The sequence below is a fragment of the Aquipuribacter nitratireducens genome, assembly GCF_037860835.1.
Classification (GTDB): Bacteria; Actinomycetota; Actinomycetes; order Actinomycetales; family JBBAYJ01; genus Aquipuribacter; species Aquipuribacter nitratireducens.
On the sequence record NZ_JBBEOG010000007.1, the window covers coordinates 163,817 to 179,442 of the forward strand.

The following is a 15,626-nucleotide window of genomic DNA, read 5'->3' on the forward strand; positions in this document are numbered from 1 at the left end:
GGTCGGGTCAACGCCGGCGGGGCCCGCGGAGCAGACCGATGCCGGCCCACACGAACCACACGACGAAGCCGAGTCCGAAGGCGGACGCCGCGACACCGGCGGCAGCGGGCACCACGGTCCACAGGCCCGCGACCCCGACGGCGACGCCGAGGCCCGCGAGCCCGAGGGAGAAGGCGCGGGTGCGGAGGGCGGCGACGCTCACGAGCAGCACCCACACGGCGCCGACGACCTCGATGCCGCCACCGAGGGCGTCCTGCACGACACCCGTCGACGCCCACACCGTCGCAGCGGTGGCACGGTCGTCGGCCGCGAGAGCGACGACGGCCTGCTGACCGACGAGGTGGACCATGCCGCTGGCCAGCAGCAGACCCGCCCAGATGTGGCCGAAGACCTCGGCGGTGCGGGCGAGGGCGGGTGCGCCGCGCAGCCGCCGGCGGACACCGAGCACGAGGCTCACGAGGGCGATGCCGCCGACGAGGTAGAGCACGAGGTACCAGCCGTACATCACGCCCTGGTTGTCGAGGAGGAACTGCAGCGAGGCCGCCGGGTCGCCCTGGACGTCGAGGAGGCCGCGCGGGGCGAGGTAGGCGCCCATCACGCCGAAACCGACGAGGTAGGTGGCGGCCTTGACGAGCGCGGCGACGCCGGCGCCTCGCTCGAGGGCGGCCGACGCGTCGGAGGGGGTGGACGGGGGGCGGGTGACCGTTGTCGTCGTCATGGCCACCACGCTCGCGCCGGCGCGTCCATCGGCGCATCGGTCGGGCAGCCGGACCTGCATGGCCGAAGGTCCACCCCTCGGATGGCCACAGGTCCCATGACGGGGCCGGGCAGGGTCCATACGCTCGGGGCGTGCTGGGACGTCTCCTCCGCTCGCTGTGGCGGGAGCCGCGCGTGCCACCCCCTGCGCGGGACGGGTGGTGGCGTGTCGACGTGGCGGTCGTCGCGGTGCTGACCGCCACAGCCGTCGTGGAGGTGCTGGCCCGCGACGACGTCCCCTGGCCGCTGTTCACCCTCGTGATGACGCTCGTCTGCGTCGTGTCGGTCCTGTGGCGCACGCGGTTCCCGCTCGGGATGGTGCTGCTGTCGTACGGCGCCCAGACGGTGACCGGGCTCGCGCCCGCGCTCGCGGGCCTGCCGTACGGCGTCCCGAACACGACCGCCGTCGTGCTGCTGCTGGCGTACTCGCTCGGCCGGTGGGCGTCCGGCCGGCACGTCCTCGCGGGCGTCGCGTTCCTCATGGTCGCCCACTTCGGCCGCGAACCGGTCTACGGCAGCTCCACGCAGGACAACCTCATCGGCGCCGGTTTCCTCCTCCTGCCCGTGGTGCTGGGGGTCGCCGTGCGGCTGGCGGTGGCCGACCGGCGGCGGGCGCAGGAGCAGGTGCGGGACCGGGAGCGCGAGCGCCTCGCGCGCGACCTGCACGACACCGTCGCGCACCACGTGTCGGGCATCGTCATCCAGGCGCAGGCCGGGCGGACCGTCGCCGCCGCGGACCCCGGTCGTGCCGTGGAGGTGCTCCGTGTCATCGAGGAGGCGGCGACGCGGTCGCTCGTGGAGATGCGCTCGCTGGTCGGTGTCCTGCGGCAGGGCGACACCGACGGGCGGGCGCCGGTGAAGGGCGTCGCCGACCTCGTCGACCTCGACCGTCCCGGCGCACCGGGCTCGCCCGCGGTGCACGTGACGGTCTCCGGGGACGTCACGGACCTGCCGGGCACCGTCGACGGGGCGGTGTACCGGGTGGTGCAGGAGTCGGTGACGAACGCCCGCTGGCACGCCCGGGGGGCCACGCGGGTCGACGTCAGCGTGCGCGCGACCGTGGACGCCGTGGTCGTGGCCGTCCGCGACGACGGGGTCGGCCGCACGAGCGCCCGCGGCGCCGGCTCCGGCCTGGGGATCGCGGGGATGCGCGAGCGGGTCGAGCTGCTCGGCGGCCGGCTCGAGGCCGGTCTCGGACCCGCGGGCGGGTGGGCCGTGCACGCGACCGTGCCGACGGGTGGTCGGCGGTGACACCGGCGGAGCACGTCCGTGTCCTCGTGGCGGACGATCACGACCTCGTCCGCGTCGGGCTCGTCATGATCCTCGACGCCCAGCCGGACATCGAGGTCGTCGCGGAGGCCCGCGACGGCGTCGAGGCCGTCTCGGCGGCCCGACGGCTGCGTCCGGACGTCTGCCTGCTCGACGTCCGCATGCCCGGCCTCGACGGGATCGAGGCGACGCGGGCCCTCGCCGGTCCGGGGGTCGAGGACCCGCTGCCCGTCGTCGTCATCACGACGTTCGACCTCGACGAGTACGTCCACGACGCGCTGCGGGGGGGCGCCCGCGGGTTCCTCCTCAAGGACGCCGGACCGGACCTGCTCGTGCAGGCGGTGCACGCAGCCGCTCGGGGCGACGCCCTCATCGCACCGAGCGTCACGGCGCGCCTGCTCTCGACCTTCGCCGGCCGCACGCCCTCACGGCCCGCCGAGCCGCAGGTGCCCCTCAGCGAGCGCGAGGAGGAGGTGCTCCTCGCCGTCGCCCGCGGCCGCACGAACGCCGAGATCGCGACCGACCTCTTCGTGTCGCTCAGCACCGTGAAGGCGCACGTCACGAGCCTCATGACGAAGCTGGGGGCGCGCAACCGCGTCGAGATGGCGATGTGGGCGTACGAGACGGGACGCGTCGCGGACGGCTGAGGCACGGAAGGCCACGCCCGGCGGGAGTAGCCAGGGCGCTCGCGGGGTTGTGGAGGACGTGCCGTCCAGCGGCACGCTCCGACGACCGTGGAGGTACCGTGGCAGCGGACTGGAACCAGCAGGTCATCGAGACGTTCCGCGCCAACGGTGGCGAGGTGCCGCAGTTCGGCCGCCGCCTGGTGCTCCTGCACCACCTCGGTGCGCGCACCGGCACCGCGCGGGTGTCGCCCGTGATGTCGTTCCCTACCGAGGCCGGCTGGCTCGTGGTCGCGTCCAAGGGCGGGGCGCCGGAGCACCCGGCCTGGTACCGCAACCTGCTCGCGCACCCGGAGGTCCGGATCGAGACCCCGGACGACGGCGAGGTCGAGGTCGTGGCCCGCGAGCTGGACCCTGCCGAACGCGAGGACGCCTGGCGGCGGATCATCGCGGAGGCACCGGGTTTCGGCGACTACGAGCGACGGACCACCCGGGTGATCCCGGTGGTGGAGCTGGCACGACGCTGAGTGCCGTCCGAGGGGGTGGGCCTAGCTGGACTTGAACCAGCGACCTCTTCCTTATCAGGGAAGCGCTCTGACCGACTGAGCTATAGGCCCGCTGCGCTCGCGCGCAACGGCGAGGGTACCCGACGGGCACGGTGTCGCCGAAATCCTCCGGGTGCCCTCGACGGGCTCCCGCTCACTCGTCGGTGAGGGTGACGTGCAGGCCGCCGACGAGACCCGAGCTGAGGTTGTAGATGAAGGCGAAGAGGGTGGCCAGCGCGGTGAGGATGACGATGTTCGCGACGGAGATGACGACCGACAGCGACAGCACCCGCTCGAAGCCGACGTAGCTGAGGATGTCGAATCGGTCGGAGCCGTCGACCTGACGCACGATCTCGTTGACGTCGGTGAAGACGCCCATGCCGTTGACGACGTTCCACACCACGGCGGTCATGACGACCCCGACGATGCCGAGCGCGACCGCGAGCAGGAACGACAGCTTGAGCACCGACCACGGGTCGAGGCGGGCAACCGACAGACGCGCCTTGCGAGGGCCCCGCCGCACCCCGGGACGCACCTGGCCCTGCGGACGGGCGACCGCCCCGGGCTGGCCGGGACGCTGTCCGGGGCGGACCTGGCCCGGGCGGGGCTGACCGGGACGGACCTGCCGGGCCTGACCCGGCTGGGCGAGCTGACCGGGCTGACCGGGCTGAGCAGGTCGACCCGACTGACCGGGCCGGGACTGACCCGGCCGCGCCTGGGGCTGTGCCGAACGCGCCGCAGGACCCGCCGGCGCCGGACGCGCCGTGCCGTTCGGCGTGCGCGCCGCGGGACCAGCGGATCCAGAGGATCCAGCGGATCCGGCGGACCGCGACGGTGCCCCCCCGGGCGTCGTCGACGACGGAGGCCGCGACGCGGCGGGTGCCTGCTCGCGTGAGCCCGGGGACGCGCTCGCGCCGCCCGGACGGGACCCCACCGTGGTGGGAGAGCTCGTACCCTCGGTCGTGCTCACCCGTCACCTCCCGTCATGTCGGGGCCGGGGTCGTCCGACCCCTCAGCAGACGACGGTACGGCATCGTCGGCCGCTTCGGTGACCTCGGCGGCGGGGACTCGCTGGTCAGCGTCCTGCGCCTCGCCGGCTCCGTCCGGCTCGGCGGCGTCGTCCGCGACCCGCACCTCGCTGTTGAGCGTGGCGGCCAGCACGCCGTCGCCCTCCCCGGGCTTGGTGAGGATGACCCCGTACGTGTCCCGCCCGCTCGAGCGGATGTCGGCGACCCGGGACCGCATGACGCGGCCGGACTGCATGATGACGAGGATCTCGTCCTCGTCGGTCGCGATGAGGGACGCGACGAGGTCACCGCGCTCGTCGGAGGCCTTCGCGACCTTGATCCCGAAGCCCGCACGGCCCTGCACCCGGTACTCCGAGACCGGGGTGCGCTTCGCGTACCCGTTCTCCGTCACCACGACGACGTCGTGGGCGACCGGCGCCGCGGCGACGTCGGCCCCCTCCGCGCTCTCCGACTCCGCCTGCATCTGCGCGGGCACGACGGCCGCGGAGAGCAGCGAGTCGCCCGCGCGGAACCGCATCCCCGTGACGCCGGAGGTGTCGCGGCCCATCGGCCGCAGCGTCGCGTCGTCGGCGGTGAAGCGGATGCTCATGCCCTTGCGGGACACGAGCAGGAGGTCGTCGTCGGCGCCGACGAGACGCGCCGCCACGAGCTCGTCGCCGTCGCGCAGCCGCACGGCGATGAGCCCACCGGTGCGAGGGGAGTCGTAGTCGGGCAGGCGGGACTTCTTCACGAGCCCGTCGCGGGTGGCGAGCACGAGGTACGGCGCGTCGTCGTACGAGGCGAGGTCGACGACCTGCGCGATCCGCTCGTCCGGCTGGAACGCCAGGAGGTTCGCGACGTGCTGGCCCTTGGCGTCCCGCGCGCCCTCGGGCAGCTCGTACGCCTTCGCGCGGTACACGCGGCCGAGGTTGGTGAAGAACAGCAGCCAGTGGTGCGTCGAGGTGGTGAAGAAGTGCTCGACGACGTCGTCGCCGCGCAGCGCCGCCCCGCGGATCCCGCGGCCCCCGCGCCGCTGGGCACGGTAGGAGTCGGCCCGCGTCCGCTTCGCGTAGCCGCCGCGGGTGATGGTGACGACGACCTCCTCCTCGGGGATGAGGTCCTCCATCGACACCTCCGCCCCGCTCGGGACGATGCGGGTGCGACGCTCGTCGCCGTACTTGTCGACGATCGCGGCGAGCTCGGTGGAGACGATGTCCCGCTGCCGCTGGGGCACCGCGAGGATCTCCTCGTAGTCGGCGATCTGCGCCGTCAGCTCCTCGTACTCGTCGACGATCTTCTGCCGCTCGAGGGCCGCGAGCTGCCGCAGCTGCATGGCGAGGATCGCGCGCGCCTGCACCTCGTCGACGTCGAGGAGCTCCATGAGCCCGTTGCGGGCGTCCTCGACCGTGGCGCTGCGGCGGATGAGCGCGATGACCTCGTCGAGGTTCTCCAGCGCCCGCAGGTACCCGATGAGCAGGTGCTGCCGCTCCTGCGCCTGCCGCAGCCGGTACTGGGTGCGCCGGCGGATGACCTCGAGCTGGTGCTCGATCCAGTGGGTGATGAACCCGTCGAGGCTGAGGGTGCGGGGCACGCCGTCGACGAGGGCGAGCATGTTCGCGCTGAAGTTGTACTGCAGCTGCGTGTGCTTGTAGAGGTTGTTGAGCACGACCTTCGCGACGGCGTCGCGCTTGAGGACGATGACGAGCCGCTGGCCCGTGCGCCCCGAGGTCTCGTCGCGGATGTCAGCGACCCCGGACAGCCGGCCCTCGCGGACCATCTCCGCGATCTTCTCGGCGAGGTTGTCGGGGTTGACCTGGTACGGCAGCTCGGTGACGACGAGGCACGTGCGCCCCTGGAGCTCCTCGACGTCGACGACCGCGCGCATCGTGATGGACCCGCGACCGGTGCGGTACGCGTCCTCGATCCCGGCACGACCCATGATCGTCGCGGCGGTCGGGAAGTCCGGGCCCTGGACGCGCTCGATGAGACCGTCGAGCAGCTCGGCCCCGCGCAGCTCCGGGTTCTCGAGGGCGAACTGCACCGCGCTCGCGACCTCGCGGAGGTTGTGCGGCGGGATGTTCGTCGCCATGCCGACGGCGATGCCGGCGGAGCCGTTGACGAGGAGGTTGGGGAAGCGGCTCGGCAGGACCGACGGCTCCTGCGTGCGCCCGTCGTAGTTGTCGACGAAGTCGACGGTCTCCTCGCCGATGTCGCGGACGAGCTCCATCGCCAGCGGCGCCATTCGGCACTCGGTGTAGCGGTGGGCCGCGGCGCCGAGGTTGCCGGGGGAGCCGAAGTTCCCCTGACCGTCGACGAGCGGGTAGCGCATGACCCAGCGCTGGACGAGGCGGACGAGGGTGTCGTAGATCGCCCCGTCGCCGTGCGGGTGGTACTGCCCCATGACGTCGCCGAGGACGCGCGTGCACTTGGAGTACTGCCGGTCCGGGCGGTACCCGCCGTCGTACATCGCGTACAGCACGCGGCGGTGGACCGGCTTGAGCCCGTCGCGGACGTCCGGCAGAGCGCGCCCGACGATGACGCTCATCGCGTAGTCGAGGTACGACCGCTGCATCTGCTGCTGGATGTCGACCGGCTCGATGCGGTCGCCGGGCGGGGTGTCGACGATGTCGGTCACAGGTCTCCGTCGGGGCTCGTGTGCTCAGGTGCTCGGGTGATCGGGCCGGCCGCGCGGTGGGGCTGTCGCCGGGCCCTCAGATGTCGAGGAAGCGGACGTCCTTCGCGTTGCGCTGGATGAACGAGCGACGCGACTCGACGTCGTCGCCCATGAGGACGCTGAACATCGCGTCGGCCGCCGCGGCGTCGTCGAGCGTGACGCGCAGGAGGGTGCGCGACGCCGGGTCCATCGTCGTGTCCCACAGCTCGTCGAAGTTCATCTCGCCGAGGCCCTTGTAGCGCTGGATCGACTGCTCCTTCGGCAGCCGCTTGCCCGCCGCGAGCCCCGCCTGCGTGAGCGCCTCGCGCTCGCGGTCGGTGTAGGCGTACTCGTGGTCGGCGTTCGACCACTTGATCCGGTACAGCGGCGGCTGGGCGAGGAACACGTGACCGGCCTCGACGAGCCCGCGCATGTAGCGGAACAGCAGCGTGAGCAGCAGCGTCTGGATGTGCTGGCCGTCGACGTCGGCGTCGGCCATGAGCACGATCTTGTGGTACCGGAGCTTCGCGATGTCGAAGTCCTCGCCGATGCCCGTGCCGAGCGCCGTGATGAGCGACTGGATCGCCTCGCTGCCGAGGGCCCGGTCCAGGCGCGCCTTCTCGACGTTGAGGATCTTGCCGCGCAGCGGGAGGATCGCCTGCGTCTCGGGGTCGCGGCCGTCGACGGCGGAGCCGCCGGCGCTGTCGCCCTCGACGATGTAGATCTCGCAGCGCGCGGGGTCGCGGCTCGAGCAGTCGCGGAGCTTGCCGGGCATCGAGTTGGACTCGAGCAGGCCCTTGCGCCGGGTGGCCTCGCGCGCGCGACGGGCGGCGACGCGGGCGGCGGCGGCCTGCTGCGCCTTGCGGATGATGTCGCGGGCCTCGCGCGGGTGGGACTCGAACCACGCCCCGAGGGCGTCGCCCAGCACCTTCTGCACGTAGCTGCGGGCCTCGGTGTTGCCGAGCTTCGTCTTCGTCTGGCCCTCGAACTGCGGCTCGGACAGCTTGACGCTGATGACGGCGGTCAGCCCCTCGCGGATGTCGTCGCCCGTGAGCTGCTCGTCCTTCTTCAGCATGTTGTTGTCGCGCGCGTAGCGACCGACGAGCCCGGTGAGGGCGGCACGGAAGCCCTCCTCGTGGGTGCCGCCCTCGTGGGTGTTGATGGTGTTGGCGTACGTGTGGACGCTCTCGGAGTACGCAGTCGTCCACTGCATGGCGATCTCGACGCTCATGTGCCGCTCCGTGTCCTCCGCCTCGAAGCTGAGGATCTCGGCGTGGACGGCGTCGGAGCGCTTGCGGTCGTTGAGGTGGTGGACGTAGTCGACGAGCCCGCCGTCGTAGCGGTACGTGGTGCGGCGCTCGCCGGCGCCCGCGGCGGGCGCGCCGCTGCCGTCGAGGCCCTCCGCGCCCTCGGGCCGCTCGCCGGAGGCGGGCTCGGCGTCGTCGGCGGTGACGTGCTCGGGTCGCTCGTCGACGAGGGTGAGCGTGAGGCCCTTGTTGAGGAACGCCATCTGCTGGAAGCGGCTGCGGAGCGTCTCGGCGTCGAAGTCGACGGTCTCGAAGATGTCGGCGTTGGGCCAGAACGTCACCGTCGTGCCGGTCTCGTCCGTCGCCTCACCGGTCTCGAGCGGGCCGGTGGGGACGCCGCCGAGGAACGCCATCCGGTGGACGCGGCCGTCGCGGCGGACCTCGACCTCGAGCCGGGAGGACAGCGCGTTGACGACGCTGACGCCGACCCCGTGGAGGCCGCCGGACACCGCGTACCCGCCGCCGCCGAACTTGCCGCCGGCGTGGAGGACGGTGAGGACGACCTCGACGGCGGGCTTCCGCTCGACCGGGTGGAGGTCGACGGGGATGCCGCGGCCGTTGTCGACGACCCGGACGCCGCCGTCGTCGAGGAGCGTGACCTCGATGGTGTCGCACCAGCCGGCGAGCGCCTCGTCGACGGAGTTGTCGACGACCTCGTACACGAGGTGGTGCAGCCCGCGCGGGCCCGTCGAGCCGATGTACATGCCGGGGCGCTTGCGGACCGCCTCGAGACCCTCGAGGACGGTGATGTTCGACGCGTCGTACCCGCCGGCGGCCGGGGCGCCGGCCCCCGGCGCCGTCGCGGCCGTCTCGTCGTCGGGTCCGGGGGTGCTCGTCGTGGGGTCGGTGGGGGTGGTCCCGTCGCTCACGCGGCACAGCTCCTCGGGGTTCGTGGACAACCCTCGTAGTCTACCTGCTGCGGACCGTCACGACGGTCGTCCACAGCCTCGTGCCGCGCGTGGCGGCCTCTCACGGGCGCCAGGAGCGGCGCGACCCCCGTCCGTGTGGGTCCCCACGCCAGCGCGTCCCGGCGGGCCCTGCTCGGTCGCGACGCTCAGCCGTACGTGTCGCGGGCCCCTCGCCCGCGGACGGCGAACCGGCCGCGATGCCACGACGGCGCGTCAGGGGCGAGGACCTCGACGTGGTGGACGACATCGGGTCCGACGACCTCGGCCATGCGGCGCAGGACGTCGGGGACGAGCATCCGCAGCTGGGTGGCCCACGCGGTCGTCGCCGCGCGGACGGTGAGGACCCCGTCGCCGAAGCCGACGGGCACGCAGTGCCCGGCCACCTCCCCGCCGACCACCTCCCGCCACCGGCCCATGACGCCGCCGACCGCGACCGCGTCGGTCCAGCCGGCGGCCCCGACGAGGCCGGTGGCGACGTCGGCGAGGCGCGCGGGGTCGCGGGGGTCCGCGCGCGCCCCGGACAGGGTGACCTCCTCGCGGCGGCGGCGGCCCTGCCCGAACCGGGCGTGACCGCCGAGCCCGCCCGGCACCGCGGTCCCGCCGGCACCGAGGGCGCGGACGCCGCCCGCGGGGGCGTGGCCGCGTGCGCGGGCGGCGGCGAGGGCGCGCTGCCACGCCACGGCGAAGGCGTCGGGCTCGTCGTCGGCGGACCCCGGGTCCTCCTCGGTGCTCGGGCCGGTCACGCCGACTCCCGAGCGGCGCCCGGCTCGACGCTGCTCGTGCCGCTCGCGGGGTCGCGACGCACCCGCAGGACGGTGCCGGTGAGCCCGGCGGGGACGTCGGCCGCGACGGCCGCGGTGACGAGGACCTGCTCGGCGCGCAGCGCCCGCTCGGCGAGGTGGGAGCGGCGGCGGGCGTCGAGCTCGGCGAACACGTCGTCGAGCACGAGGACCGGTTCGCCGTCCTCCCCGCCGGTCGCGGTGAGCAGGTCGAAGGAGCCGAGGCGGAGGGCGAGCGCCGCGGACCACGACTCGCCGTGGCTCGCGTAGCCGCGCGCGGGTAGCGCGTTGACGAGGAGATCGACGTCGTCGCGGTGGGGACCGACGAGCGTCGTGCCGCGGTCGAGCTCCGCGCGCCGGGCGGCGGTCGCGGCGGCGAGCAGGGCGTCGTGGAGCGCCACCCGGTCCCGCGAGGGCACGGGCAGCTCATCCGCGTCCGCGCCGCGGACCGTCGGGTGCAGGCCGCGCGGGCGGTAGCGGGTGGTCAGCGCGCCGGACACCCCGGACACCGCGCCGTACGCGGCCTCCGCGTACGGCGACAGCTGGTCGAGGGTGTCGAGCCGTGCGGCGAGCAGGTCGGCTCCGGTCTGCGCGAGCTGCGCGTCCCACACCTCCAGCGTCGCCTCGACGCCGGCGACGGCCTGCCCGCGCAGGCCCCGGCCGCTCTTGAGCAGGGCGCTGCGCTGCCGGACGACCCGCTCGTAGTCCGACCGCACACCGGCGAGGCGGGGCTGCAGCGCGACGAGGAGGTCGTCGACGAAGCGCCGCCGCTGGTCCGGCTCACCCTTGACGACGGCGAGGTCCTCGGGGGCGAACACCACGGTCCGCAGGAGGCCGAGCACCTCGCGCGGGCGGACCGGCGACTTGTTGACGCGCGCCCGGTTGGCCCGGCCGGGTGTGATCTCGAGCTCGACGAGGGCGGTGCGTCCGCCCCGGCGGACCCGGCCGCGCACGACGGCCCGCTCGGCCCCGGCGCGGACGAGGGCGGCGTCGCCCGCGACCCGGTGGCTGCCGAGGGTCGCGAGGTACGCGAGCGCCTCCACGACGTTCGTCTTCCCCTGCCCGTTGTCCCCGACGAGGGTCGTCGCGCCGGGGCCGAGCACGACCTCGGCCGCGGGGTAGGAGCGGAAGTCCGTCAGCGAGAGGTGCTCGACGTGCACGTCACGCCGGGCCGGTGGGCTCGCCCTCGGCCGCGGCGCCCTCGCGCGCCGACTCCGCCACCTGCTCCGCCGAGCCGGGGCGGGTGGAGCGGACGGTGTGGCCGCCGAACTGGTTGCGCAGCGCGGCGATCGCCTTCATCGCCGGGCTCTCCTCCTGCCGGGAGACGAAGCGCGCGTACAGCGACGCCGCGATGGTGGGCGTCGCGACGGCGTTCTCGATGCCCTCGATGACGGTCCAGCGGCCCTCGCCGGAGTCCTCCGCGTAGCCGCTGACGGTCGTGAGGCCCGGGTCCTCCTCGAGCGCGCGCACGAGGAGGTCGAGCAGCCACGACCGGACGACGGTCCCGCGGCGCCAGCCGGCGAAGACCGTCGCGACGTCGTCGACGACGTCGGTCTTGTCGAGGAGCTCGTAGCCCTCGGCGAAGGCCTGCATGACGGCGTACTCGATGCCGTTGTGGACCATCTTCGCGTAGTGGCCGGCGCCGACGGGTCCCGCGTGGGAGAAGCCCTCCTCTCGCGGGCCCTCGGGCCGCAGCGCGTCGAACACGGGGAGCGCGCGCTCGATGTCGGCGGGGTCCCCGCCCGCCATGAGCCCGTAGCCCTCGGTGACGCCCCAGATGCCGCCCGACACCCCGCAGTCGACGTAGCGGACGCCCCGCTCCGCGAGGTGCGCGGCGTGCTCGCGGTCGTCGGTCCAGCGGGAGTTCCCGCCCTCGATGACGAGGTCGCCGGGCTCCAGGAGCTGCCCGAGCCGCTCGACGGTCTGCCGGGTCGGGTCGCCGCTCGGCACCATCACCCACACGGTGCGGGGCCGCGGGAGGGCGGCGACGAGGTCCTCGAGGGTCTCGACGTCCGTGGTGGTCGGGTCCGGTGCGTAGCCGGTGACCTCGAGGCCCGCCTCGCGCAGGCGGGTGCGCATGTTGCCGCCCATCTTGCCGAGGCCGACGAGGCCGAGGTGGCGGACGGGGTCGTTGCCGTGCTGCTCGGGGTGCGCGGTCTGGTCGCTCATGGTCACCCAGCCTGGTGCCGGGGCGGGCGCGCGGCCACTCTCAGCCGGCCATGCGGATGGGCATGAGCAGGTACGTGTAGCCGCGGGTGTCGGAGGCGTCGGGCTGGTCGTGGCCCGACAGCAGCGCGGGCTTCGACGGCTGGGTGAAGGACAGCCGGACGTACTTGCTGCCCGCGGCGGCGAGGCCGTCCATGAGGTACTGGGCGTTGAACGCGATCGACAGGCCCGGCCCGTCGACGGCCTCGACGGCGAGCGCGTCCGTGGCCTGGGCGTCCTCGCCGGTGCCGGCCTCGAGGACGATCTCGTCCTCGGCGATCGTGAGCCGCACGGGCGAGCGGTCCCCGATGAGCGCCATGCGGCGGACGCCGTCGACGAGCGCCGCGGCCTCGACGACGACGGTCGTGTCGGAGCTCTCGGGGAACAGGCGGCGCACCGGCGGGTACTCGCCGTCCATGAGCGGGACCGTGGTCCGGCGGCCGCCGGCGGAGATGCCGAGCAGCTCACCCGGCCCGCTCGACAGCCCGATCTCGACCTCGGTGCCCCCGAGGCTCTTCGCGATGTCGTTGAGGGTGCGGGCGCGGACGAGGAACGCCTGGGTGGCGCCGGGGTCGTCGGCGTGCCACTCGACGTCGCGGAGCGCGAGGCGGTAGCGGTCGGTGGCGACGAGGCTGACGGTGCCGCCGTCGATCTCGACCCGCACGGCGGTGAGGACCGGAGGGGTCTCGTCGCGGGCGGCCGCCACGGCGACCTGGGCGACGGCGGCCGCGAACACCTCGCCCGGCACCGAGCCGACCCGCTGGGGCGGCGGCGGCAGCTGCGGGTACTCCTCGACGGGCATGACGGGCAGCGCGAAGCGGCTCGAGCCTGCCTCGACCCGCAGCTTCGCGCCGTCGAGGTGGAGCGTCACCGGCTTGCCCGGCAGGGCACGGGCGATGTCGGCGAGCAGCCGCCCCTGCACGAGGACGCGGCCCTCCTCCTCGACCCGGGCCGGCGCCGTCATGCGGGCGGACACCTCGTAGTCGAAGGCCGACAGCTGCAGGCCGTCCGGGACGGCGACGAGCAGGACGCCGGTGAGCACGGGGACCGGCGGGCGAGCCGGGAGGACCCGTGTGGTCCAGGCCACCGCCTCCGCGAGCACGTCACGGTCGATCTGCAGGCGCACGGTTCCTCCGGGGTGGGGCGGGTCGGGCTGCCGAGCCTAGCCCCGGGCGGGGACGGCGGGCACGGACCTCGGGAGAGGTCCGGTTCGGTCGGGGCTCGCTCCACATCCCTGTGCGCGTCCCCGTCATGTCATACCTGGAGAAGTGTCGTCATCTCCATAGGTGGTGTGGATCCTGTGGACCGGGACGCCGGCGGGGGGCGTGACCTGCACGGCGTCGCCCGGCGCCGGTGGGGACGGTCTGTGGAGCGGGCGGGGACGCCGACCCGACGGACTGGGGACGACACAGCAGCAGGGCGACGCGGTGTGGGTGCACCGCCGGGGAGGAGTCCCTCGCGCCCACAGGAGCGGGCGGCGTTCCACACCCGACCCACAGCTCCTGTGGACGGGCACGACCGTCGGGCGCGCTCGTCGCCGACCGCTGCTGTGGACATACCCCCGTGCCGCGGCGGCGAACCCCGGGCAGAACGGGACAGCGAGTACACACAGGTGTGGACAACCCTGTGGAGGAGCGAGGTAGGGCGGGTGCGAACCCTGGCGGAGCGTGGGTGGGGTCAGCGGTTGCCGGACTGCCGCTTGAGGCGGCTCGTCAGCTCCGTCACCTGGTTGTAGACGGCCATCCGCTCGCTCATGAGGCCGCGGATCTTCCGCTCGGCGTGCATGACGGTCGTGTGGTCGCGGCCGCCGAACGCCTGCCCGATCTTGGGCAGGGACATCTCGGTGAGCTCACGGCACAGGTACATCGCGATCTGCCGGGCGTTGACGAGCACCCGGGACCGGCTGGAGCCGTGGAGGTCGTCGACGCTCACGCCGAAGTAGCTCGCCGTCTCCGCCATGATCTGCGACGACGTGATCGCCGGCTGGTCGACCGAGGGGATGAGGTCACGCAGCACGACGTCGGCGAGCTGCTCGGTGAGCGGCTGCCGGTGCAGGCTCGCGAAGGCCGTCACGCGGATGAGGGCGCCCTCGAGCTCGCGGATGTTCGTCGAGATGCGGCTGGCGATGTACTCCATGATCTCGTCGGGGACGTTGAGCGAGTCCGTGATCGCCTTCTTGCGGAGGATGGCGATGCGCGTCTCGAGGTCCGGCGGCTGCACGTCCGTGAGCAGGCCCCACTCGAACCGGCTCCGCATCCGGTCCTCGAAGCCCTGCAGCTGCTTCGGCGGGACGTCGCTCGTGATGACGACCTGCTTGTTCGCGTTGTGCAGGGCGTTGAACGTGTGGAAGAACTCCTCCTGGGTCTGCACCTTGTTCTGCAGGAACTGGATGTCGTCGATGAGGAGGACGTCCACCTCGCGGTAGCGGGCGTGGAACGCGGCCGCGCGGTCGTCGCGGATGGAGTTGATGAAGTCGTTGGTGAACTCCTCGGAGTTCACGTACCGCACCCGCATGCCGCCGTAGAGGCTCTGGACGTAGTGGCCGATGGCGTGGAGCAGGTGCGTCTTGCCGAGGCCGGACTCGCCGTAGACGAACAGCGGGTTGTACGCCTTGGCCGGGGCCTCGGCGACCGCGACGGCGGCGGCGTGGGCGAACCGGTTGGAGGCGCCGATGACGAAGGACTCGAAGGTGTAGCGGGGGTTGAGCCGGGCCTCGGCCTCCTCGGCGAGGCTGCGACGGCGGGTGAGGGGCCGCGCGCCGCCGCGCTGGCCCCGGTGCACGTGCCGGCCCGGCGGTGCCTCGTCGGTGAGGTCGAGGACGTCGGTCTGCTCCGGATCCGTGTCGTCGGCGGGGTCGGCGTCGAAGCGCGTGGCCTGGCCCCAGCCGCCGTGGTCCAGCAGCAGCACGTGCTCCCCGTCGAGGGCGCCGAGGCTCGTGTCGACGACGACCTCGAGGCGCCACGAGGCCCCGGTCGTGACCTGCAGCGCCTCGACGACGGTGTCGAGGAGCTTGGTCTCGAGCAGCTGCCGGTCGAAGGAGGAGGCGACCGCGACGGTGGCCGTGTCGCCGTCGAGGGCGACGAGACGGGCGGAGCGCAGCTGGCCGCGGTGCAGCGGAGACAGGTCCGACGGCATTGCCTGGATGCTCGCGGCCCACGTTCCGGCCAGCTCTTCCGCGGGTGCCGTCTGGCCTGCCTCGGTCACACGCGCCTCCCTGGCGGTCCGTCGTTGTCCACACCGATGTCCACAGATGTGGACTGCAACAGGGAGAAGCACGGAACGTAGTGCCTCGGGTGCTGCCGGTGCAAGGCACCTGCGCCGCACGCCGGTGAACACCCCCGGCACCTCTCCGCGCGCCTCACCTCTGTCCGTCGGCGCTCGTGCGACTGTAGACGGTTGCGGGTCGCCGGTGCAGCCACCTCGGCGTGGTCTGTGGAGAGTGCCCGGTGACGCTAGTCTCGTGCCCCGCCGCAGCCTCGTCGCCGGGAACGGCCCGGTGGTGCCTGCCCTCGCACGGACCCCGTGGTTTGACCCCCTACGAGCGCCGCGCGTACCTTTGGCAGGTTGCCCCGCA

General features: G+C 73.6%; 12 protein-coding genes and 1 tRNA gene. 3 read left to right on the forward strand and 10 right to left on the reverse strand.

From position 1 onward, the window contains the following. Positions 1–7: 7 nt before the first annotated feature. Positions 8–718 (reverse strand): hypothetical protein, encoded by a 711-nt coding sequence (locus tag WAB14_RS14070; protein ID WP_340270703.1) that lies wholly within the window; start codon positions 716–718, stop codon positions 8–10. Between the two features lie 131 nt (positions 719–849). Here WAB14_RS14070 and WAB14_RS14075 point away from each other — a divergent pair, with 131 nt between their 5' ends. The 3 genes from WAB14_RS14075 (at position 850) to WAB14_RS14085 (ending at position 3,175) form a co-directional block, all read left to right on the forward strand. Next, positions 850–2,007: a sensor histidine kinase gene (locus tag WAB14_RS14075; RefSeq protein WP_340270704.1), complete on the forward strand. Its 1,158-nt coding sequence runs from the start codon at positions 850–852 to the stop codon at positions 2,005–2,007. A gap of 65 nt (positions 2,008–2,072) precedes the next feature. Continuing rightward, positions 2,073–2,672 (forward strand): response regulator, encoded by a 600-nt coding sequence (locus WAB14_RS14080; protein ID WP_377002801.1) that lies wholly within the window; start codon positions 2,073–2,075, stop codon positions 2,670–2,672. A gap of 98 nt (positions 2,673–2,770) precedes the next feature. Continuing rightward, positions 2,771–3,175, forward strand: a complete 405-nt coding sequence (locus WAB14_RS14085) for a nitroreductase/quinone reductase family protein (RefSeq protein ID WP_340270707.1) — start codon at positions 2,771–2,773, stop codon at positions 3,173–3,175. Positions 3,176–3,191: 16 nt separating this feature from the next. On the opposite strand, the gene WAB14_RS14090 is transcribed toward WAB14_RS14085, so the two are convergent. From WAB14_RS14090 to dnaA, 9 genes are all read right to left on the reverse strand, one after another. Continuing rightward, positions 3,192–3,265: transfer RNA gene (locus WAB14_RS14090), tRNA-Ile, on the reverse strand. A gap of 82 nt (positions 3,266–3,347) precedes the next feature. Continuing rightward, the gene (locus WAB14_RS14095) at positions 3,348–3,716 is read right to left on the reverse strand and encodes a DUF3566 domain-containing protein (RefSeq protein WP_340270708.1); all 369 of its coding nucleotides are present in this window, start codon (positions 3,714–3,716) and stop codon (positions 3,348–3,350) included. Between the two features lie 443 nt (positions 3,717–4,159). Then, positions 4,160–6,772 (reverse strand): DNA gyrase subunit A, encoded by a 2,613-nt coding sequence (gene gyrA, locus WAB14_RS14100; RefSeq protein WP_377002803.1) that lies wholly within the window; start codon positions 6,770–6,772, stop codon positions 4,160–4,162. A gap of 139 nt (positions 6,773–6,911) precedes the next feature. Beyond that, positions 6,912–9,029 carry a DNA topoisomerase (ATP-hydrolyzing) subunit B gene (gene gyrB / locus WAB14_RS14105; RefSeq protein WP_340270712.1) on the reverse strand — a complete coding sequence of 706 codons (2,118 nt, stop codon included), beginning with the start codon at positions 9,027–9,029 and terminating at the stop codon, positions 6,912–6,914. Positions 9,030–9,214: 185 nt separating this feature from the next. Further along, positions 9,215–9,811: a DciA family protein gene (locus WAB14_RS14110; protein WP_340270713.1), complete on the reverse strand. Its 597-nt coding sequence runs from the start codon at positions 9,809–9,811 to the stop codon at positions 9,215–9,217. Further along, positions 9,808–11,007: a DNA replication/repair protein RecF gene (gene recF / locus WAB14_RS14115; protein WP_340270715.1), complete on the reverse strand. Its 1,200-nt coding sequence runs from the start codon at positions 11,005–11,007 to the stop codon at positions 9,808–9,810. Before recF ends, WAB14_RS14110 begins: the two co-directional genes overlap by 4 nt. A gap of 1 nt (position 11,008) precedes the next feature. Then, on the reverse strand, positions 11,009–12,016 hold the full coding sequence (gnd, locus tag WAB14_RS14120) for a phosphogluconate dehydrogenase (NAD(+)-dependent, decarboxylating) (protein ID WP_340270717.1): 1,008 nt from the start codon (positions 12,014–12,016) through the stop codon (positions 11,009–11,011). Positions 12,017–12,056: 40 nt separating this feature from the next. Then, positions 12,057–13,178: a DNA polymerase III subunit beta gene (gene dnaN, locus WAB14_RS14125; RefSeq protein ID WP_340270719.1), complete on the reverse strand. Its 1,122-nt coding sequence runs from the start codon at positions 13,176–13,178 to the stop codon at positions 12,057–12,059. A 551-nt stretch (positions 13,179–13,729) separates the two neighbouring features. Beyond that, positions 13,730–15,187 (reverse strand): chromosomal replication initiator protein DnaA, encoded by a 1,458-nt coding sequence (gene dnaA / locus WAB14_RS14130; protein WP_340270721.1) that lies wholly within the window; start codon positions 15,185–15,187, stop codon positions 13,730–13,732. Positions 15,188–15,626 lie beyond the last annotated feature (439 nt).

What these genes read in the sequence shown, in the direction of transcription:
- WAB14_RS14070 (WP_340270703.1), bottom strand. Translation starts at nt 718, where the DNA reads ATGACGACGACAACGGTCACCCGCCCCCCGTCCACCCCCTCCGACGCG.
- WAB14_RS14080 (WP_377002801.1), top strand. Translation starts at nt 2,073, where the DNA reads ATGATCCTCGACGCCCAGCCGGACATCGAGGTCGTCGCGGAGGCCCGC.
- gyrA (WP_377002803.1), bottom strand. Translation starts at nt 6,772, where the DNA reads ATGCAGCGGTCGTACCTCGACTACGCGATGAGCGTCATCGTCGGGCGC.
- gnd (WP_340270717.1), bottom strand. Translation starts at nt 12,016, where the DNA reads ATGAGCGACCAGACCGCGCACCCCGAGCAGCACGGCAACGACCCCGTC.
- dnaA (WP_340270721.1), bottom strand. Translation starts at nt 15,187, where the DNA reads ATGCCGTCGGACCTGTCTCCGCTGCACCGCGGCCAGCTGCGCTCCGCC.